The sequence below is a fragment of the Pseudomonas sp. L5B5 genome (assembly GCF_020520285.1).
Lineage (GTDB): Bacteria > Pseudomonadota > Gammaproteobacteria > Pseudomonadales > Pseudomonadaceae > Aquipseudomonas.
Genome location: NZ_CP084742.1, coordinates 4,572,054 through 4,591,062, shown reverse-complemented (window position 1 = coordinate 4,591,062; position 19,009 = coordinate 4,572,054). Strand labels below are relative to the sequence as shown.

General features: G+C 64.2%; 17 protein-coding genes. 3 read left to right on the top strand and 14 right to left on the bottom strand.

Annotated features, from left to right (window positions below; genetic code table 11):
• From LGQ10_RS20935 to LGQ10_RS20925, 3 genes are all read right to left on the bottom strand, one after another.
• Entirely contained in the window at window positions 1-1,140 is a 1,140-nt protein-coding gene (locus LGQ10_RS20935) for a DUF459 domain-containing protein (RefSeq protein ID WP_226523078.1), read from the bottom strand.
• The gene (locus tag LGQ10_RS20930) at window positions 1,127-2,527 is read right to left on the bottom strand and encodes an MBOAT family O-acyltransferase (protein WP_226523077.1); all 1,401 of its coding nucleotides are present in this window, start codon (window positions 2,525-2,527) and stop codon (window positions 1,127-1,129) included. The genes LGQ10_RS20935 and LGQ10_RS20930 overlap by 14 nt, the downstream gene beginning before the upstream one ends.
• Window positions 2,528-2,735: 208 nt before the next feature.
• Window positions 2,736-3,791: a haloacid dehalogenase-like hydrolase gene (locus tag LGQ10_RS20925; protein ID WP_226523076.1), complete on the bottom strand. Its 1,056-nt coding sequence runs from the start codon at window positions 3,789-3,791 to the stop codon at window positions 2,736-2,738.
• 241 nt (window positions 3,792-4,032) lie between these two features.
• On the opposite strand from LGQ10_RS20925, the gene LGQ10_RS20920 reads away from it, so the two are divergent.
• Window positions 4,033-5,424 (top strand): L-cystine transporter, encoded by a 1,392-nt coding sequence (locus LGQ10_RS20920; RefSeq protein WP_058438006.1) that lies wholly within the window; start codon window positions 4,033-4,035, stop codon window positions 5,422-5,424.
• 112 nt (window positions 5,425-5,536) lie between these two features.
• Here the strand turns inward: LGQ10_RS20920 and LGQ10_RS20915 are convergent, their stop codons facing one another.
• The gene (locus tag LGQ10_RS20915) at window positions 5,537-6,052 is read right to left on the bottom strand and encodes a dihydrofolate reductase (protein WP_226523075.1); all 516 of its coding nucleotides are present in this window, start codon (window positions 6,050-6,052) and stop codon (window positions 5,537-5,539) included.
• Between the two features lie 119 nt (window positions 6,053-6,171).
• On the opposite strand from LGQ10_RS20915, the gene LGQ10_RS20910 reads away from it, so the two are divergent.
• Both LGQ10_RS20910 and LGQ10_RS20905 read left to right on the top strand, forming a co-directional pair.
• Window positions 6,172-7,551: a DUF2868 domain-containing protein gene (locus tag LGQ10_RS20910; protein ID WP_058438004.1), complete on the top strand. Its 1,380-nt coding sequence runs from the start codon at window positions 6,172-6,174 to the stop codon at window positions 7,549-7,551.
• The gene (locus tag LGQ10_RS20905; RefSeq protein ID WP_226523074.1) at window positions 7,544-8,920 is read left to right on the top strand and encodes a GTPase/DUF3482 domain-containing protein; all 1,377 of its coding nucleotides are present in this window, start codon (window positions 7,544-7,546) and stop codon (window positions 8,918-8,920) included. The genes LGQ10_RS20910 and LGQ10_RS20905 overlap by 8 nt, the downstream gene beginning before the upstream one ends.
• Before the next feature lie 109 nt (window positions 8,921-9,029).
• On the opposite strand, the gene LGQ10_RS20900 is transcribed toward LGQ10_RS20905, so the two are convergent.
• The 10 genes from LGQ10_RS20900 to LGQ10_RS20855 all read right to left on the bottom strand — a co-directional run bounded on the left by LGQ10_RS20900 (window position 9,030) and on the right by LGQ10_RS20855 (window position 18,960).
• On the bottom strand, window positions 9,030-9,590 hold the full coding sequence (locus LGQ10_RS20900; protein WP_226523073.1) for a phosphonate degradation HD-domain oxygenase: 561 nt from the start codon (window positions 9,588-9,590) through the stop codon (window positions 9,030-9,032).
• Entirely contained in the window at window positions 9,587-10,720 is a 1,134-nt protein-coding gene (locus LGQ10_RS20895; protein ID WP_226523072.1) for a TIGR03364 family FAD-dependent oxidoreductase, read from the bottom strand. The genes LGQ10_RS20900 and LGQ10_RS20895 overlap by 4 nt, the downstream gene beginning before the upstream one ends.
• A 144-nt stretch (window positions 10,721-10,864) precedes the next feature.
• Window positions 10,865-11,890 carry a putative 2-aminoethylphosphonate ABC transporter substrate-binding protein gene (locus LGQ10_RS20890; protein ID WP_226523071.1) on the bottom strand — a complete coding sequence of 342 codons (1,026 nt, stop codon included), beginning with the start codon at window positions 11,888-11,890 and terminating at the stop codon, window positions 10,865-10,867.
• 51 nt (window positions 11,891-11,941) lie between these two features.
• Complete coding sequence (locus LGQ10_RS20885) at window positions 11,942-13,666, bottom strand: putative 2-aminoethylphosphonate ABC transporter permease subunit (protein WP_226523070.1); 1,725 nt, start codon at window positions 13,664-13,666, stop codon at window positions 11,942-11,944.
• Between the two features lies 1 nt (window position 13,667).
• Window positions 13,668-14,744, bottom strand: coding sequence for a putative 2-aminoethylphosphonate ABC transporter ATP-binding protein (locus LGQ10_RS20880; RefSeq protein ID WP_226523069.1), 1,077 nt, complete (start codon window positions 14,742-14,744; stop codon window positions 13,668-13,670).
• A 123-nt stretch (window positions 14,745-14,867) separates the two neighbouring features.
• On the bottom strand, window positions 14,868-15,791 hold the full coding sequence (locus LGQ10_RS20875; protein ID WP_264194099.1) for an IucA/IucC family C-terminal-domain containing protein: 924 nt from the start codon (window positions 15,789-15,791) through the stop codon (window positions 14,868-14,870).
• Window positions 15,682-16,521 (bottom strand): hypothetical protein, encoded by an 840-nt coding sequence (locus tag LGQ10_RS20870; RefSeq protein WP_226523068.1) that lies wholly within the window; start codon window positions 16,519-16,521, stop codon window positions 15,682-15,684. The genes LGQ10_RS20875 and LGQ10_RS20870 overlap by 110 nt, the downstream gene beginning before the upstream one ends.
• Window positions 16,522-16,545: 24 nt before the next feature.
• The gene (locus tag LGQ10_RS20865; RefSeq protein WP_226523067.1) at window positions 16,546-17,289 is read right to left on the bottom strand and encodes a hypothetical protein; all 744 of its coding nucleotides are present in this window, start codon (window positions 17,287-17,289) and stop codon (window positions 16,546-16,548) included.
• 221 nt (window positions 17,290-17,510) lie between these two features.
• Complete coding sequence (locus tag LGQ10_RS20860; protein WP_058435975.1) at window positions 17,511-17,726, bottom strand: hypothetical protein; 216 nt, start codon at window positions 17,724-17,726, stop codon at window positions 17,511-17,513.
• Window positions 17,727-18,096: 370 nt separating this feature from the next.
• A complete protein-coding gene (locus LGQ10_RS20855; protein ID WP_058435976.1) occupies window positions 18,097-18,960 on the bottom strand; it encodes a LysR family transcriptional regulator in 864 nt (287 codons plus the stop codon).
• Between the last annotated feature and the right edge of the window lie 49 nt (window positions 18,961-19,009).

Sequence of the window (19,009 nt, the reverse complement as noted above, 5' to 3'; positions counted from 1 at the left end):
TCAGTGCTCCGTCAATTGTTGACTGGGAAAATTGATCATCGAGATCACACGCTCAGCGATCAGCTTCTGCCCAGTGGGTGTGAAGTGAATACCGTCATCGACCCGGGTCTTGACCTTCTGGCCATCCTTGGTGATGCGGTAGTAGGAAAACTCATCGTTGCGGTAACCGAGAATGTCGTTGGCCGAAACGAAGTGCTGGTGATACTGCTCGATCTGGCTCTTGTACAGGTCGCTCAGGTAAGCCATGGCTGTAGACAGCTTGGCTTTCTCCATGTTCGGCGGACCGACCCAGATGACCTGCACATTATGCGCCTGGGCGGTGTCGAGGATCGAATCGATGCGCAGGCGATAGGCCTGTTCCCAGTCGGGCGTCTTGAACCGCAGGAACGGCTTGCCCTTGACCACCGGCATGTCCCAGGGGTCGTTGGGCCCCAGGAAAATCACCATCAAGCGGATGTTGGGATTGCCTGCCAGGGTGTTTTCAACGGTCTTGGGCCAGTTGAAGAAACTCGGATACGCAAGGCCGGTGCTCTGCTTGCTCAGGTTCAGGCTCTTGACGTTGTAGCGCTTGCGCAAGGTATTGGCCATGTGGGGCGCCACGCCCTGCATCAGCGAATCACCTACGAAAAACACCTCGTCGCCGGTTCCGAGGCTGGCCATCAGAGGCGTCGCTGGATCCTGTGCAGCCTTGGCTGGGTGACTGGTCACAGGCGCCGCTGCCACGGTTTGCGCTGCGGTCACTGTCCCCTGGGGCACAGCCGGAGGGGTACTGGCTACAGGCTTGGCGTGCACAGGTGCGGGCAAAGTGGCCGCGGGTACTGGTGCGGGTGCCACAGGCTCCTGCTCAACCGCGGCTTCGACCTGGGCCACCAGGTTCAGCTCGGGCTGGGCAGCAAAACTGTCGACGAAGGCCACCCGGGCATTTTCCAGGGCCTGGTTGAGCTGCGCACCGAAGCGCCACTGCGGGTTCTGCGACACACCCGGGATCTCACAGGCTTCGTGATACTTCTGCTGGCAATAGAGACGGATCGATTGCTGGTTGAACCACACCAGCAGCAGGCTGGTCGCCACCAGGGCATAAAGCACCTTGGCTGCGCTGCCCAGGCTGACCGACAAGGGTGAACGGTTAGAAACTGGCATAGATGAACCCCGGTACGCCCGACGGTGAGGCGAAAATGACCACGCAGATGAACAGCCCCAGCGGCACTGGATACAGCAGCCACGGCAAGCGGGTGGCCGCGTCGAACAGGCGGCGCAGCAGAGCCACGATCCAGGGATAGAAGGCCACGAACAACAGACAGCCCAGCAGCGACAGCGCACTGCCAGCCAGTCCGGAGAGGGACAGGCCACCCAGGCCGCCCAGCATGTCCAGGGCATCGGACAGGGTCGCGCAACGGAAGAAGATCCAGGCCAGCGCCACGTAGTGGAAGGTCAGCAGGCGGGCCATCAGGTCGGACCGGGACCAGGCCGGGCCACGCGCCAGCAATGGGCTGCACAGCTTGTAAAGCGCCAGGCCGACGCCATGCAGCGCACCCCAGATGATGAAGTTGGCGCTGGCGCCGTGCCACAGGCCGGAGATCAGCATCGCCAGCAGCATGTTCAGGTTGCCGCGCCATACCGGGCCACGGTTGCCCCCCAACGGGATGTACACGTAGTCGCGGATGAAGGTCGACAGGCTGATGTGCCAGCGTCCCCAGAACTCCTTGAGGTTGCGCGCCGCGTAGGGGTAGTTGAAGTTCTCCGGCAGGCGGAACCCCAGCAGCAGGGCAATACCGGTCACCAGGTCGGTATAACCGCTGAAGTTGAAGTAGATCAGGAACGAATAACCGTAGACCGCCCGCAGGATCTGCTCGGCGGAAAACGCCACCGGGCTCTCGAACACCGGATCGACCCACTCGTTGGCCAGCCACGAGCTGAGGAAGAACAGCTTGACCACCGCCACCGCGATCAGACCCAGCGCCCGTTGCGGCTCCAGCACCTGGCGCAGCTGTGGCGGGTTGATCTGTCCCAGCATGGGAATCGCCCGGTTCACCGGGCCGGCAATCAGGCTGGGGAAAAAGGCCAGGTACAGCGCCAGGTCGAAGGGTGAGCCCGCAGTCAGCTCACGGCGATTGATCGACACCAGGTAGCTGACCGAGTGGAAGGCATAGAAGGACAGCCCCACCGGCAGCAGCACCTCCAGCAATGGCAGTGACACTTCCACGCCGAACTGGGCGAAGACGCCCTGCACGCTGCTGGTGAAGAAATCCTGATACTTGAATAAATAGAAGGCCCCCAGCACCAGCAACAGCATCAAGCCGTTGACCCAGCCACGCCCGGGATAACGCTGGCTAAGCAGCCCCAGCAGGTAGACCAGGGCGGTGTAGCCCAGCAGGATATAAAGGAAGTTCAGGCTGAAGCTGGCCAGGATGGCGTAGCTGGCGGCCAGCAGCAGGGCATTCTGCAGCCGCAGGCTGAAACCCAGGCCCCAGTACAGAACGAAGAACAGGATGAAGCAGAGGCCGAATTCGATCGAGAGATAGCTCACAACGTAGTCCATTACGTGCAGACGGGGATGAACCCGGCACAGGGAGAGCAGGCGGGAGAGTGCAAACGGGCGCGATTATGGCAGAGGGGGTTTGGCTGTCACAAGTTGAAACACTCACCGGGACAGGGCCCCAAGGCCCTGGCCGGCATGACGGATGATCCGCTGGGGAAAGCGGTCGAGAGCACCTTCCCCACCGGCTGACAGCGAACTACTGGATATCTTCCGGCTTGACGATCACCCAGTTCTTGTCGGCGGTCACCGCCAGCCCTTGCTTGGCCTGGGCTGCGGCATGCTTGGCGATCATGCCGTTGAGTTGGGTCATGTACTTGTCCTTGCGGTTGATCCACAGGTGGATGCCGCCCTTGGCCACGTCCACATCGTGGAACAGCATGTAGCCATCGCTGGTGGGGGTATCGCCGCCCACCAGCACCGGTTTCTTCCATTCATCGATGTAGGTCAGGATCGCCGCGTGCTTGCCCGCCATCCAGGTGGCCGGGGTCCACAGGTAGGGCGTCAGCTCCAGGCCCAGGTTGGCCTTCTCGTCGTACTTGCCTTCGGTTATCTGCTTGCGTGCCGTCGTCAGCGCACCGGTCTTGCGGTCCTTGAGCAGGGTGGTCACGCCAATGACGTTCTGCGGCTTGACGTTGTAGCCGTACTTGGGATCGGCGGCGACCATGCGCACCAGCTCTTCGGAAGCGGCGGTCATCACGTAGACCTCGATGCCGTTCTCCATCAGCTTGTTGTACAGCTCGGCCTGGCCGGTGAAGACCTTGGGCGGGTTGACCTCGATGGTCTTGACCACGTCACCGTCGAAATAGGTGCTCGGCACCGGCTTGCCGGAGGCCATCAGCTCATCCACATGACCCTTGAGTTCCTTGAGGGTGAAGCCCGAGAACACCTGGGCAACCCAGGGGTAACAGACCATGTCGTCGATCTCGCAGAGCCGATAGTAGTAGCTGAACAGGCTTTCCTTGTGTTCGGCGGTGTCCTTGAACGGGATCAGCTTGAGCGACGGATCGAGCGTGTCGCGGGTGATCAGGCCCTTGTTTTCCATGAAAGGCAGCAGGGATTCTTCCAGGTCGTAGCGGTAACTGGTGTTGTCCATGTCGAACACCGCGTAGTTACCCTTGTTGGCATTGGCCGCGATCATCGCGTCCAGCTGCTTGGCCTGCTCCGCGGGCCAGTGCTTCAACTCGGTGGCGAATACCTGGCCGGCAAGGCCCAGGCAAAGTGCGGCGGCAAGCAGTTTGGGTGCGAATTTCATCGGCGATTTTCTCCCTGGGTGAAAGTTATCGACGCTAACAAATCCCTGTGACAGTTCTCGTCTGCACACGACGGCCTGCGTCCTGTAAGCGTCAACTCCATGCGCCATAACGCCACCGGCTTATTCCAAAAACGACAGTCGCCATGCGATATCGTTATTAATTCAATAGATTTCAAACTGTTAGGCTTGCCGGTTCGCAATCGCCCGAGCCGCGATTGGCACACGTCTTACCGGAGCCCCAATGAATCTGCCGCTGATCCTCAACCTGCTGGTGTTCCTGGCCTTGCTGCTGGGCCTGGCACAAACCCGCCATACCACCTGGAGCCTGGCCAAGAAGGTGCTGCTGGCGCTGGTACTGGGCGTGGTGTTCGGTATCGCCCTGCACAGCATCTACGGTGCCGGCAACCCGATCCTCAAGACCTCCATCGGCTGGTTCGACCTGGTCGGCAACGGCTATGTGCAGCTGCTGCAGATGATCGTGATCCCGCTGGTGTTCGCCTCGATCCTCAGCGCCGTGGCCCGCCTGCACAACGCCTCGTCCCTGGGCAAGATCAGCTTCCTGACCATCGGCACCCTGCTGTTCACCACGGCCATCGCGGCCCTGATCGGCATCGGCCTGACCAACCTGTTCGGCCTGAGCGCCGAAGGACTGGTGGCCGGCACCCAGGAAATGGCGCGCCTGCAGGTCATCCAGAGCGATTACGCCGGCAAGGTCGCCGACCTCAACGTGCCGCAGTTGCTGCTGTCGTTCATCCCGCAGAACCCCTTCGCCGACTTGGCCCGGGCCAAGCCGACCTCGATCATCAGCGTGGTGATCTTCGCGGCCTTCCTGGGCGTGGCAGCCCTGCAACTGCTCAAGGATGACGCCGACAAGGGCCAGAAAGTGCTCAACGCCATCGACACCCTGCAAGCCTGGGTGATGCGCCTGGTGCGCCTGGTGATGAAGCTCACCCCTTACGGGGTGCTGGCCCTGATGACCAAGGTAGTGGCCGGCTCCAACCTGCAGGACATCATCAAGCTGGGCAGCTTCGTGGTGGTGTCCTACATCGGCCTGGGCCTGATGTTCGTGGTCCACGGCCTGCTGGTATCCCTGGCCGGGATCAACCCGCTGCGCTTCTTCCGCAAGGTCTGGCCGGTACTGACCTTCGCCTTCACTAGCCGCTCCAGCGCGGCGAGCATTCCCCTGAGCATCGAGGCCCAGACCCGGCGCCTGGGTATCCCGCAGTCCATCGCGAGCTTCGCCGCCTCGTTCGGCGCCACCATCGGCCAGAACGGTTGCGCCGGCCTGTACCCGGCCATGCTGGCGGTGATGGTCGCACCCACCGTGGGCATCAACCCGCTGGACCCAATGTGGATTGCCACCCTGGTGGCCATCGTGACCCTGAGTTCGGCCGGAGTGGCCGGGGTTGGTGGTGGCGCCACCTTCGCCGCGCTGATCGTGCTGCCGGCCATGGGCTTGCCGGTGTCCCTGGTGGCCCTGCTGATTTCCGTGGAACCATTGATCGACATGGGCCGCACCGCGCTGAACGTCAGCGGCTCGATGACCGCAGGTGCCCTTACCAGCCAGATCATGGGACAGACCGACAAGGCCCTGCTGGACGCCGACGAACACGAAGAACTGGCCCACGCCTGACTGCTCCGTGTAGCCGCTGCCGCAGGCTGCGCATGGCCCGCAGGGCCACGAGGGTCTCAGGATCGCTGAAGGTCCTGCGGCCCTTGGCGCAGCCTCGCAGGCTCGGCAGCGGCTACTGGGTCTTTTCCCAGACTTCGAAGCTGTAGGCCGGCCTGTCGCCTTCCGCCGGGTTGAGTACTTTGGACACCCGCTTCCACTGCTGCTCATCGAATGCCGGGAACCAGGCATCGCCTTGCGGGTTCAGGGCCACTCGCGTCAGGTACAGGCGATCCGCCTGCTCCAGGGCCTGGGCATAGAGCTGTGCACCACCGATCAGCATCAGTTCGTCCACGCCCTGCTCCAGCGCCCATTGCTCGGCGCGCACCACGGCGGCCTCCAGCGAGGGGTACACCTCGGCACCTTCGAGCATCAGGCCGGTCTGACGACTGACCACGATGTTCAACCGGCCGGGTAGCGGCCGTCGGAGCGAATCCCAGGTCTTGCGCCCCATGATGATCGGCTTGCCCAGGGTCGTGGCCTTGAAGTACTTGAAGTCCCCCGGCAGGTGCCAGGGCATGCTGTTGTCGACGCCAATCACGCGGTTTTCAGCGAGTGCCGCGATCAGGCTGAGGGGGAGAGATTTTTTCATGCCGGCGAGCATAACAGAGGGCCAGGGGTCTGTTCCCGCTTGATGGCAGACCCGGCCACCTAACCCGACCAGCGCTGCAGCAGTTATGCTCAGCGCACTCTCGAGCGATGGAATGACGCGTGACTGCAATGACTCCCCTGCAACGACTATGGCTGACCGAAACCGTGCGCCTGCGCGAGGAACACGCCGGCCCCCTGGAAGACCAGGAGGCCAACCGCCTCGCCCGCCAACAAGGCGGCGACCTGGCCACCCGCATCCAGGCCAGGGCCCTGTGGCTGGCCCGGCGTGATGGCCTGGACAGCGCCCTGCTCCACTGGCTGCAAGGTGCTCGCCTGGCCCTGCTGGCGCTGGCGGTGCTGGCGATCCTCAGCGGCGCCGGCCTGGCCTTCAGCGCACTGGGCGACACCCGGGAGCCGGTGAACGTGTTCTGGGCCCTGGGCAGCCTGCTGGGGATCAACCTCGTCCTGCTGCTGGGCTGGCTGGTCGGATTGCTGATGTTCGGCGGCCACGACACCGGCCTGGGCCGCCTCTGGCTGTGGCTCAGCGAAAAATGCTCGCGCGATGCCAAGGCCGCCCAGTTGCCACCGGCGCTGCTGCTCCTGTTGCAACGCCGCAAGCTCAATCGCTGGGCCCTGGGCACCCTGGTCCATGGCCTGTGGCTGCTGGCCCTGCTCAGCGCCATGAGCATGCTGCTGGCGCAGTTGATCACCCATCGCTACAGCTTCATCTGGGAAAGCACCCTGCTGGGGGCCGATGCCTTCATAACGCTGGTCAACGCCCTCAGTGCCGGCCCTCGGGCCATGGGCTTCGGCGTACCGATCGTGGAGATGATTCACGCCAGTACCCGGGACGTCTACAACACCGAGCTGGTGCGCCAGTCCTGGGCGGTCTGGCTGGTGGCATCGCTGGTGATCTACGGGATACTGCCACGCCTGATCCTGATGCTGTTCTGTCGCTGGCGCTGGCGGCACGGCCAGGCCCGCCTGCACCTGGACCTCAAGCTGCCCGGCTATGCCCAGCTGCGCGAGCGCCTGATGCCCAGCAGCGAACGCCTGGGAGTCAATGACCTCGATCCCGGGCAACTGCACCCGATCACGGGCGGCAGCACCCAGCTGGACAGCAGCGGAGCATTGCTGGTGGCCATCGAGCTGGACGACCAGCGAACTTGGCCGCCGCAGTTGCCGGAATCGGTCAAGAACGCCGGGATCCTCGACAGCCGTGAATCACGCCATCGCCTGCTGGAACAGATGAGCCGCTTTCCGCCGGCCCGCCTGCTGATCGCCTGCGATCCTCGGCGCTCGCCCGATCGCGGCAGCCTGGGGCTTATCGCCGAGCTGGCGCGCAACGCTGGCGCCACTCGCGTCTGGTTGCTGCAGGCCCCGCCCGGCCAGGCCCTGGACGCCGATCGCCTGGGCGACTGGCATGCCGCCCTGGAGCGGCTGGAGCTGACCTTCGCCGATTGCGCCCCCTTCAACTGGCTGGAGACCGGCCATGACTGATACCCGCCACACTCCCCTGAAGCTGGCAGTGGTCGGCCACACCAACGTTGGCAAGACCTCGCTGCTGCGCACCCTGACCCGGGACGTGGAGTTCGGCGAAGTCTCCCATCGCCCCAGCACGACGCGCCATGTGGAGGGCGCACGGCTGTCGGTGGATGGCCAGCCGCTGCTGGAGCTCTACGACACCCCGGGCCTGGAGGACGCCATCGCCCTACTCGACTACCTGGAACGCCTGGAGCGTCCCGGTGAGCGTCTGGACGGGCCGGCGCGCCTGGCGCGCTTTCTCGATGGCAGCGAGGCCCGCCAGCGCTTCGAACAGGAAGCCAAGGTGCTGCGCCAGCTGCTGGTTTCAGACGCCGGGCTATATGTGGTCGACACCCGCGAACCGGTGCTGGCCAAGTACCGCGACGAACTGGAAGTGCTGGCCAGCAGCGGCAAGCCCCTGCTACCGGTGCTGAACTTCGTCAGCAGCACCGTCCAGCGCGAAGGCGAATGGCGCGAGGCCCTGGCACGCCTGGGCTTGCATGCCCTGGTGCGGTTCGACAGCGTGGCGCCACCGGAAGACGGCGAACGGCGCCTGTACGAGAGCCTTGGCCTGTTGCTCGAGCACGCCCGCCCGGCCCTGCAACGCCTGATCGACGACCAGTTGGCCCAGCGCCTGGCGCGCCAGCAAAGCGCGGCGCGGTTGATCGCCGAGCTGCTGGTGGACTGTGCAGCCTGTCGCCGCAGCGTGGCCAGCGACCCCGAGCAGGAGCGCCAGGCCATCGCGACCCTGCGCCAGGCCGTACGCCAACGCGAGCAACGCTGTGTCGAAGCCCTGCTCAAGCTGTATGCCTTCCGCCCACAGGATGCCTCGGCCAGCGACCTGCCCTTGCTCGACGGGCGCTGGGGCGATGATCTGTTCAATCCCGAGACCCTCAAGCAGCTGGGGGTTCGGGTCGGCGGCGGGATTGCGGCCGGGGCCGCGGCCGGCGCCGGGGTGGACCTGCTGGTAGGTGGCTTGACCCTGGGCGCGGCGGCCCTGGCCGGGGCCATCGCCGGCGGCGCCCTGCAAACCGCCCGAAGCTACGGCAATCGCCTGCTGGGCAAGATCAAGGGCCAACGCGAACTGACCGTGGACGACAGCGTGCTGCGCCTGCTGGCCCTGCGCCAGAAGCAGCTGGTTCAGGCCCTGGACCTGCGAGGGCATGCAGCGCTGGAGAGCATCCAGCTGGCGACCCCCGAGGTCAAGAGCTGGCGCGAGGGCAAGCTGCCCGACGCCCTGGGCAAGGCCCGGGCCCACCCGCAGTGGTCGTCCCTCAATCCTGGCAAGCGCCTGGAGCAGGCCGAGCGCCAGGAGCAGATCGAGATCCTGGCCCAGAACCTGTAATCCTCCGTGTAGCCGCTGCCGCAGGCTGCGCATGGCCCGCAGGGCCACGGGGCCGCAGGATCGCTGAAGGCCTGGCGGCCTTGTCGCAGCCTCGCCAGCTCGGCAGTGGCTACAAGGGCTGGAGCAGGGTTGCGGCCTTGTCCTTGAGGATCTGCAGGTCCATCACTGGCACCCACTCCTGCTTGGCCTGCTCGTCCCAGTGGCGCAGGCGCAGGCTCAATGCGCACAGCGGGTCCTGCTCGAAGGCCAGCGCCTGCTCGGCGGTCATCACCCCACCCTGGTATTCCAGGGTACGGCGACTGGCCTCGCTCAACCGCTGGTAGTAACCCGGCTCCTTGAGGGTCAGGTAGCGCTTGGCCTGGACGTGATACTCCACCAGCCGCGCCAGGCGCTCGCTGAAACCGGCGCGCCGCAGATAGTCAGCCCCCAGGCGCTCATGGCTGACCACGCCAAAACCATCCATGTTCTCGGCATCCTGTTGACAGATATGCCCGATATCGTGGAAGAACGCCGCCAGCACCACTTCATCGTCATGCCCCTCGGCCAGTGCCAGCTGCGCGGCCTGGGACATATGCTCGATCTGCGAAATCGGCTCGCCGATATAGTCATGGTCCCCGAAGCGCTCATACAAACCGAAGACCTCGGCGATCACTTGTTGATGCTCCATCATCCCTCCTCCAGCATCCTGGCGATGTTGCGCTCGGCCAGCGCCGGGCCGACGCTCATGCCCACGCCGGTGTGCATCAATGCAGCATGGACCCCGGGCAGCGCCTCCAGAAACGAAAACGGTCCTGGCCCACGCGCCCCATAGACGCCCTGCCAACGCTCCAGCACCTGCACCTTGCAGCCCAGGGTCTGCTCCGCCAGCTCGAGCAGCCAGTCGTCCACCTGTTCACTGTTGAAGGGCGACGGATCGCTGCCGTAATCATGGGAATCACCGATGATCAGTTCACCATGAGGCGTCGGGCTGATCAGCAGGTGAATCCCATGTTCATGCAGGTGCGGCGCCTCGCGCAGGATCTGTGCCTGTACCGCGCCGGCTTCCGGCAGATCGGCAAAGGCACCGTAATGCACGCAGCTCAAACCGGTGAGCAAGGCATGTTGCAGGTTGAGATTGATCTCGGGCCGGGCACGGAGCATCTGCAAGCGGCAGACCTGCGGCTGCAGGGCGGCAATCTGTTCGGCCAGCAGGGTCTGGTAATCGTGCCCCGAGCACAGCAGGATGCGCGGCGCCTGGAAGGTCCCGGCCGTGCTGCGCAGCAGGCCCGGCTCGATATCGCGCACCAGGGTCGAGAAGTGAAATTGCACGCCCAGGTCCCGACGCAGGTAGTCGATCAGCATCGGGACAGCCTCGCGCGAATACAGCTGCTGGTCGTCCAGGCCATGCAAGGCCGCGCGATGATGACGGAACCGGCCGCCGTACAGGTCATTGAGCGCCGCGCCCTGAAGCAGTTCGACACGGTAGCCATGCTCCCGCGCACGCCCGGCACAGAAGGCTTCGAGCAATTGCTCCTCGGCCTCGCTGCGGGCGAACAGGTACGACCCGTTGCGCTTGAGCTGCAAGCCGGCCAGTTGCTGCCAGTCGGCCCAGATTTCCCGGCTGGCCTTGGCCAGTTCGAGCAGGGGCCCCGGTGGCTGGCCGGTCACCAGGGCCTGGCCAAAATTGCGCACCGAAGCCCCCAGGGGCGTCGCGCTGCGCTCGAATACCTGCACCCGCAAACCGCGCTTGGCAGCGGCATAAGCATGGGACAGGCCCAGGATGCCGGCGCCGACGATCAGCAGATCACTGTGGTGGGTCATGTTCATGTCTCGTTGTTTGTGGCGAGGGAGCTCGCTCCCGCTGGAGTGCGCAGCACTCCCAGGCAGATGCACCGCACTGTCGGGGTTCAGGGCCGCTTCGCGGCCCAGCGGGAGCAAGCTCCCTCGCCACAACAGTTCTGGTCGTTACTGCGCGGCGACCTTCTCCGACTTGCCGTCGTAGCGCTTGCGCCACTCGGCGAGGATCTGGTCGCGGTTCTTGGAGGCCCAGGCGAAGTCGTTCTTGATCAGACGCTGCTCGTAGTCCGCCGGCAGTTCGGTCTGCGGCTTGGCGATGCCCGGCTGAGCCAGCACGGCGAAGTTTTCCTTGTACAGCTCCATGGCTGCCGGGCTGGCGGAGAAGTCGGCGAGCTTCTTGGCGGCGTTCTCATGGGCACTGCCCTTGATCACCGCAGTGGCCTCGATTTCCCAGCCCAGGCCTTCCTTGGGCAGGACGATGTCCAGCGGAGCGCCCTTGCGCTTGAGCTGCACGGCCGGGTATTCGAAGGAAATGCCGATGGGGAACTCACCGGCAGCGGCCAGCTTGCACGGCTTGGAACCGGAGTGGACGTACTGGCCGATGTTCTGGTGCAGGTCGTCCATGTACTGCCAGCCCTGCTTCTCGCCGAAGGTCTGCAACCAGGCGCTGACATCGAGGAAGCCGGTGCCCGACGACGCCGGGTTGGGCATGACGATCTTGCCCTTGTACTCGGGCTTGGTCAGGTCCTGCCAGCTCACGGGCTTGCTCAGCCCCTGTTTTTCGGCTTCCACGGTGTTGAAGCAGATGGTGGCGGCCCACACGTCCATGCCGACCCAGGCCGGTGGATTGGCGGCGTCGCGGTAGTTGCCGCCGATCTTGTCCAGGTCCTTGGGCGCATAGCTCTGCAGCATGCCCTGCTGGTCGAGGATCGCCAGGCTGGACGCCGCCAGGCCCCACACCGCATCGGCCTGTGGACGGTCCTTTTCCGCCAGCAGCTTGGCGGTGATGATCCCGGTGGAATCACGCACCCACTTGATCTCGATATCCGGGTTGGCTTGCTCGAAGGCCTGCTTGTAGGACTTCAGTTGCTCGGCTTCGAGGGCGGTGTAGACCGTCAGCTCGGTTTTCGCAGCAAAGGCGTTCAGGCTGACAGCAGAGAGGACAGCAGCGGCAAGAGCCAGGGGCTTGAACATGGTGCGGTTCCTTGGTGAGTGCAGATCAGTGGAGGGTTGGGTGAACGAGCATCAGTGGCCCGGAGCAGTCTGGCGCCAGGCCTGGGAGCGACGCAGCAAGCCGCGCGAAGCCCAGGCCAGCAGCAGCGAGACGCCGACCGAGGTGAACAGGATCAGGGTCGACATCGCCGCGGCGCCGCCGACGTTGCCGGCGTCGTCCATGTTCAGCACAGCAACGGCAGCCAGGATGGTGTCGGGGCTGTAGAGGAAGATCGCCGCCGAGACGGTGGTCATGGCCGAGACGAACAGGTAGCGCACGATGTCCAGCAGCGCCGGCAGGCAGATCGGCACTGTGACCCGCAGGTAGTGCCGGTACAGCGGCGCCTTGAGGGACAGTGCCGCCGCCTCGAACTCCGCGTCCAGCTGGCGCAGGGCGGTGGTGGCGGTCATCTGTGCGGTGGTCAGGTAGTGGGCGATGGTGCACACCACCAGCAGGGCCATGCTGCCGTAGAACACATGCAGCGGGTTGCCGTTGAGGTTGAAGAAGAAGACGTAACCCAGGCCCAGCACCAGCCCGGGCACCGCCATGGGCACGAAGCTGAGCATGCGCAGGGCCAGGTTCAGGCCACGCTGGCCGCGGGTCTTCTCCATCAGGTAGGCGCCAGTGAAGATCAGCACGCTGCCGATCAACGCGGTGCACAGGGCCATGGTCAGGCTGTTGCGATAGGCCAGCCAGCCACCGCCGGCGGTTTCGTCGAACTGGTAGTGGTTCAGCGACAGCGACAGGTTGTAGGGCCAGAACTTCACCAGCGATGAATACACGGCCATGCCGAACACCAGCAGCAACGCCGCGCAGACCAGCAGCACGATGGCCAGGTAGCAGCCGTCGCGCAGCCGCGAAGGCGCCGGCTTGAACACCTGGGCCCGGCCACTCATGGAGTCGCCATGACGTCGGCGCAGCCAGGCATCGACACCGAAGCTCAACAGGGCCGGCACCAGCAGCACCATGCCGATCAGCGCACCTCGGCCGAACTGCTGCTGCCCGACCACCGCCTTGTAGGCTTCCAGGGCCAGGACTTGATAGTCGCCGCCCACCACCACCGGTACCCCGAAATCGGTGATGGTCAGGGTGAACACCAGGCAGAACGCGGCGAACACCGCCTGCCGGGTAGCCGGCCAGGTGATACTGCGAAACGCCCTGGCCGGGCTGGCGCCCATGCTCGAGGCAGCATCGAACAGCCGCGCATCGGCCAGGGACAGCGCCGACAGCAGGATCATCAGGGCATGGGGAAAGGTGTAGATCACCTCGCCCAGGACGATGCCCCAGAAGCCGTAGATGTTGTCGGCGAACAGACCGCGAAGCAGGCCCTGGTTGCCGAACAGGTAGACCAGGGCAATGCCCGGGAGCATGGATGGCGCCATCAGCGGCAACAGCGACAGGCCGCGCCAGATGCCCTTGCCGGGGATCAGCGTGCGTTGCAGGGCGTAGGCGAACAGGTAGGCCAGGGGCACGACGATGGCGGCCACGCTAAGGGAGACTTTCAGGCTGTTGCCCAGCAACCAGTGGAAGTTGGCACTGCCCACCAGCTCACGGGCCGCCAGCCAGCCACCGCCCTGCCCGGCCTCGGCACTGAAGCCGCGCCAGAAGATCGCCAGCAGCGGCAACAGCACCGCCAGGCCCAACAACACCAGCAGCAAAAGCTTGCCGCCGATGACGAACACTCGATCGCCGATTTCGGCCCGGGAAGCCTGGCGCGCCCGCTTGGCGGGTAGCGGCAGGGACATTGGCACGCTCATCTTAGGCAAACACCTGGAGACTGCGCGGCGGCAAGGCGACCCAGATGTCCTGGGCCCCCAGGCGCGGCATGGCTTCCGGTGCCAGTTCAGCCAGCAGTGCATGCCCTGGCAGTTGATTGAGTTCGAAGCTCATGCGGCAGCGGTTGCCGAGGAAGGTGATCTCGCGGACCTTGGCCGGGAACAGGTTTTCCTCATGCACCGGCGGATTCACGCTGATGGCTTCCGGGCGGCAGAACAACCGGCCCGAAGTTGCCTTGGCCGAACCGTCGGCCAGGCGCACGTTCATCCCGCCGACCTGTGCATGGCTGTCGCTGCTGCGACTGAACGGCAGCCAGTTGCCCTGGCCGACGAATTCGGCGACGAAGGGCGTGGCCGGGCGGTCGTAGATTTCCTGCGGCGTGGCGTACTGCTCGACCTTGCCGTTGTTCATCACGGCAATGCGGTCGGCCATCAGCATGGCCTCGTCCTGGTTGTGGGTGACCATCAGGGTGGTGATACCCAGGCGCCGTTGCAGCTGGCGCAGTTCGGTGCACAGGTGCTCACGCACTCGGGCGTCCAGGGCCGACATCGGCTCATCCAGCAGCAGCAACGAGGGCGACGGTGCCAGGGCACGGGCCAGGGCCACGCGCTGCTGCTGGCCACCGGACAGCTGGCCGGGGTACTTCTTCTCGCTGCCGGTCAGCCCCACCAGTTCCAGCATCTGCGCCACACGCTTGCGCGCTTCGTCGCGACCGCTGCCGGACAGGCCGTAGGCGATGTTGGCTTCCACCGTCAGGTTGGGAAACAGCGCATAGGACTGGAACAGGATCCCGTAGTCCCGGGCCTGCGGCGCCAGCAGCGACACGTCCCGATCCCCCAGGTACAACTCGCCCGCATCCTGGCGCTCCAGGCCCGCGATGCAGCGCAACAAGGTGGTCTTGCCGCAACCCGACGGCCCCAGCAGGCACACCAGCTCGCCGGCGGCCACGTCCAGGGACACGTTGTCCAGGGCGGTGAAGGCCCCGAAGCGCTTCTGGATGCCACGCACCTTCATCGGCGCGCCGGGGTTGCTCAGGGCAGTTGCAGGGGAGTTGTTCATGGGCGGACCTCATCTGACAGATGCAGGCCATCCTAGGGAGCGAATGCGTAGGTCGTGTGGCAAACAGATAAAACCTGCCGATAGTGGTATTGGCAGATTTGGGTTGAAACCCGGGACAGTCGTTCAGAACGACATGGTCGAGGACTGCTTGAGGCGCATGCTCAGCGAGTGCTTGGTCGAGCCCACGCGCGCGCGCAGGCGCTGCAAGTGGTGCTGGCCAGGCGCATTGCCCAGCGACTCGGCCAATCCTTGCCAGGTTTCATCCAGGCAGCGCTCCAGTTCCGCCAGGCTCATGCCCCGATACTTGATCAGCCAATGCATGACCGGATACAGGTGCCCATGCAGCATGGCGTGGATCAATCGCCCCTGGCCGATCGACGGATCCGGCATATGGACCCAGGTGTCTGGGGCGAGGGGTATGCGCTGCTCCTCGCAAATGGGCCGAACCCGGGCCGGGTCCATGATGGTGCTGTCCAGGTCGCGCAGCAGCAGCCGGACCGGCTGTCCGCCGCGCAGGACAATGCAGCTGTTCTGCATGTGGGGTTCGAGGCAGATGCCCCATTGCGCGCAGAGCAGCACCGGGCCGGACATCACGGCCCTGGCATAGCGCTGGAAGGTATCGAGCCGGTCCTGGTGGCAGTCCAGCTTCAGCAAGGTGGCGGCCTGTCCGGCAGGCGCCCACAGGTTCAGCGCCGGCACCACCTCCTCGCCGGCGGCCACCGGGCAAGGCGCCCTGACAATGGCGCTCAGGTGCTCGCTGACCAGGACGTCGTCCCAGCACAGCGAGGCGACGTCATACTGGAAACCGATGCCGGTGATCTCGCTGCGCCGGTGGATTTCGCGGACAACGCTCGAGACGAACGGCGCATTGTGGCTGTTGAGCCGGTACAGCAACCGACGCTCCCCCGTCAGGGTCGCATCCAGCGACAACTTGATGTCATACCCCGTCGCCAGCACTCGGCAGGTGCGCTGGGAGGCCAGGGGCACCACGGGCAACCGCACCGGTGCGAGCGAGATCAGGTCCCGGCGCAACAGCTCGCGGATCACAGGCGACAGCCGCAACTGCCAGGGATGGACGGGCAGCAAGCCCTCCTGGCTGGCCATGGCCTCCCCCCCCCCAGAGCGCGGCACAGGATTGCGGATCGACATGTTCGCTGGTGTGGAACCGAAAACCTGCGGCATTCACCAGGAACAGCGGGACCGGCTCGGGCGACAGGTTGGAGATCTCCACCACATCCTGAATGCTCGGGCCGATCCGCAGCGCCGGAAAGGGATAGTAGCCATGCCCCCGGCACACGGGCTCGAGGGCGCAACCGGGCTGCGGAGTACGCCGGCCCAGCGCCAGGTTGAGGATGAGGTTGCAGAAGCTGTTGCGGTAATCGAGCACCAGCGCCGGCAGGTACTGGCCATAGGGTGTGCCTGCAAGCACCTGGCCCAGGGCCCGCAGGAAGGCCCCCGACCACGCCAGCTCCCGACGCTGCCCTGCATCAAGCAGCCAGGGGTTGGCGAGCAGTTCGAAATACACCTGCGGCGCATTGCCCGACAAGTGCAGCTCCAGCCTCGGCCCCACGCCCAGGGACAGGCGCAGATCCCCCTGGCAGGCCTCGCAGGTTATCTGCTCATCGCACAGGTGTTCGAGAAACACATAGTGGAGCAGGCGGGCCATGCAGATGAGATGGGCTTCACGATGGAGCGCCCGCAAGGTACGCCGGTCCAGGCCGTTGCGCAGGCACCAGCCCCTGACACCGGCCAGGGAGATCGTCGTTTGAGGGCTCATGTTGTTCACCCCGGCATCAGTCGCTCACTCGAACACCCGCAGCTCAAGTTCCTGGCGGGTGATCGCATCGAAGTCATCCATGCGCTCGACCAGCAGCGCCTTGGCCAGCGCGGCATCGCCCTGGGTGCAGAACCCTTCGATAAGCCTCGCGGTATAGGCCACATGCCGGGTTTCGTCGTGCAAGAGGCGGTCGAGAATCCGCGCCAGCCGAGGCCTGCTGTCCGCCGGACAGAACTGCAAGAGGATCGGTCGCTGCATCAGGTGATGCACGCGGGTGCGAATTTCGGCGATGTTCATCTGGATCAGGTCGTCCAGGGTGATGGCGTGGGCAAAGGCCGAACCGGGTGTGGCCAACGGCGCCTGTTGCCGGGAATAACCGGGCGACAAGGTCAGCAACTCCTCGTGGAGTTTGCGATCGACCGCCCCGGGAAAGGCGATGTCCAGCATCTGCACATAGGCCCGGGAGTGATGGGATTCATCGATGGCGTGCTGGCGTATCTGGCCCGCCATGCTTGCATCCGGCGTACTGGCCGCCAGGTTCCACAGCCGGGTGGCGCCATCCCCTTCCCGCTCGGCATTGGTAATCAGCGAAATCGCCAGCCACTGGGGATCGCGCGCAGCGTCGTGGTAGATATCGGCATAGGCGGTTTCACCGAACAGCGGAGGGCTTTGCTTGCAGGCGTTGCATAACAGGTCGTCGTAATGGAACAGCACCGGGACATTCTGTTCACGCAGTGCCTGCAGCGTTGAATGGGCAATGTCGTTCATGAGGCATCCTCTTCCGTGGAAGTCACGCAAGTGCCGGAAGTTGCATGGCATTACTGCCGGCGACCGGGCCTTGAAACAATAACGAACGACCGTTGTTGAAGCGTTCGACATGAACTAACGAAAGAATTGGGGTATCGAGTATTCCCGGCATACCCCAATAACTCCAGGCTCCAGAGCTTCAGGTCGTCGTGTTCCAGATAGAGACCATCAGGGTATATCGGCTAGTGCGTCCTGAATGGGGCGTTGACCGCCACGAAAGACAAGTTGGCTTGCGGGTGCAACCTGTTCAGCTCGGCCAGGGATTCAGGGTCGATCTCCAGCTTGCCATTCTTGATCGCGCCCACGATCTTCACCGTGTGCCCGTCGTCCGCCAGCTTCTTGAGCGACTCGGACAACCGCCCTGGTTTTTTTGCCGTACCTGCTTCTTCCTTCTTCATGATTCCATCCTCGTTGCGTTCAGTTACCCCCCTGGCGAACGTTAGTGCATAAGTTTTATGCACCTGGGCAAAGCGGACCAACGGCCAGATATAAAACGCGATTAACATCTGCAAATTATGAGGAATCATTATTAGTCGAACCGGGCACTCACTAATGACTAATTAAAAACATCTAGATCAAGACCCTGGACGATTAAGCGAGCAGCACTTTCTGGCAACTAATGGAATTAAGGCAAATGAACGTGGGGTAGGACCTGAAACTCAGGACCCGGCCGGTAATCTTGTTCAGTTAAACGAGGTGATCCCCTGCAGAAGTCCATCGCGGGCAAGCCTCGCTCCTAGCATTTCCTTGACTGAGCAACATCAAGGACTAGGCCGGGGCCATTTCCTGGGCCAGGCCGAGGAAAGCAGCCGGCAGGCGTGCGTTCTTGCGCTCCTTGAGGCAATACAGGTATTCGGCGATCTGCGGCGCATGCTCGATGGTCAACACCCGCAGTTGTGGATCGTGGGGTACTTCCTGGCGGGCAATGATGCTGATGCCGATATTGCGCAGTACCGCCTCGCGAATCGATTCACGGCTGCCGATCTCCAGCAACGGGCCAAAACTGACGTTGGCTTCCTTGAGCAGCGTTTCAGTCAGGCTGCGGGTGGTGGAGCCCGGCTCGCGCATCAGCAACGTATGGCCGGCCAGGGCGCTCAGGGGCACATGCTCCAACGCCGCCAGGGGGTGATTGCGATGCACCGCCAGCACCAGCGGGTCACTGCCCAGCACCCGGCGAACCAGTCGCGCATCCTCCAGCAACTGCGAGGAGGCAGCCACGTCGACCCGGTACTCCTCGAGGGCCTCCAGGACCTGCTGGGAGTTGCCGATCTCCACCGAGACCTCCACCTGCGGCAGGCGCTGGCGAAAGGTCTTCACCAGGTCGAGGATGTAGTACGGCGCGGTGGCAGCGATTCGCAGCGTGCCCTGGACCTGCCCGCTGTTGCGCAGGAAGAATTCGATGTCGGCTTCCTGCTGCAGCAGGTCCTTGACCATCGGCAGCAGGCGCGCCCCTTCTTCGCTCAGGCTCAAGCGCCGGCCGCCGCGGTAGAACAGCTCCACCGAGTACTGGCTTTCCAGGTTGCGGATCTGGGTGGTCACCGTGGGCTGGCTGAGGCCGAGCTTTTTTGCCGCCAGGGTAATGCTGCCCAGGCGGGCGACCATGTAAAAAGCCTTCAGCTCGGCACTCAGCATGGCGGCAAGCCGCAAGCTGCAGCGGGTGCATAGGGGTTCATCACGCTTG

Bases quoted from the DNA above. Each gene is read 5' to 3' on its own strand.
- LGQ10_RS20860 (WP_058435975.1), bottom strand. From the start codon at position 17,726: ATGAAGAAGGAAGAAGCAGGTACGGCAAAAAAACCAGGGCGGTTGTCC.
- LGQ10_RS20885 (WP_226523070.1), bottom strand. From the start codon at position 13,666: ATGAGCGTGCCAATGTCCCTGCCGCTACCCGCCAAGCGGGCGCGCCAG.
- LGQ10_RS20905 (WP_226523074.1), top strand. From the start codon at position 7,544: ATGACTGATACCCGCCACACTCCCCTGAAGCTGGCAGTGGTCGGCCAC.
- LGQ10_RS20900 (WP_226523073.1), bottom strand. From the start codon at position 9,590: ATGATGGAGCATCAACAAGTGATCGCCGAGGTCTTCGGTTTGTATGAG.
- LGQ10_RS20855 (WP_058435976.1), bottom strand. From the start codon at position 18,960: ATGCTGAGTGCCGAGCTGAAGGCTTTTTACATGGTCGCCCGCCTGGGC.
- LGQ10_RS20925 (WP_226523076.1), bottom strand. From the start codon at position 3,791: ATGAAATTCGCACCCAAACTGCTTGCCGCCGCACTTTGCCTGGGCCTT.
- LGQ10_RS20880 (WP_226523069.1), bottom strand. From the start codon at position 14,744: ATGAACAACTCCCCTGCAACTGCCCTGAGCAACCCCGGCGCGCCGATG.
- LGQ10_RS20865 (WP_226523067.1), bottom strand. From the start codon at position 17,289: ATGAACGACATTGCCCATTCAACGCTGCAGGCACTGCGTGAACAGAAT.
- LGQ10_RS20920 (WP_058438006.1), top strand. From the start codon at position 4,033: ATGAATCTGCCGCTGATCCTCAACCTGCTGGTGTTCCTGGCCTTGCTG.
- LGQ10_RS20935 (WP_226523078.1), bottom strand. From the start codon at position 1,140: ATGCCAGTTTCTAACCGTTCACCCTTGTCGGTCAGCCTGGGCAGCGCA.
- LGQ10_RS20870 (WP_226523068.1), bottom strand. From the start codon at position 16,521: ATGAGCCCTCAAACGACGATCTCCCTGGCCGGTGTCAGGGGCTGGTGC.
- LGQ10_RS20895 (WP_226523072.1), bottom strand. From the start codon at position 10,720: ATGACCCACCACAGTGATCTGCTGATCGTCGGCGCCGGCATCCTGGGC.
- LGQ10_RS20915 (WP_226523075.1), bottom strand. From the start codon at position 6,052: ATGAAAAAATCTCTCCCCCTCAGCCTGATCGCGGCACTCGCTGAAAAC.
- LGQ10_RS20890 (WP_226523071.1), bottom strand. From the start codon at position 11,890: ATGTTCAAGCCCCTGGCTCTTGCCGCTGCTGTCCTCTCTGCTGTCAGC.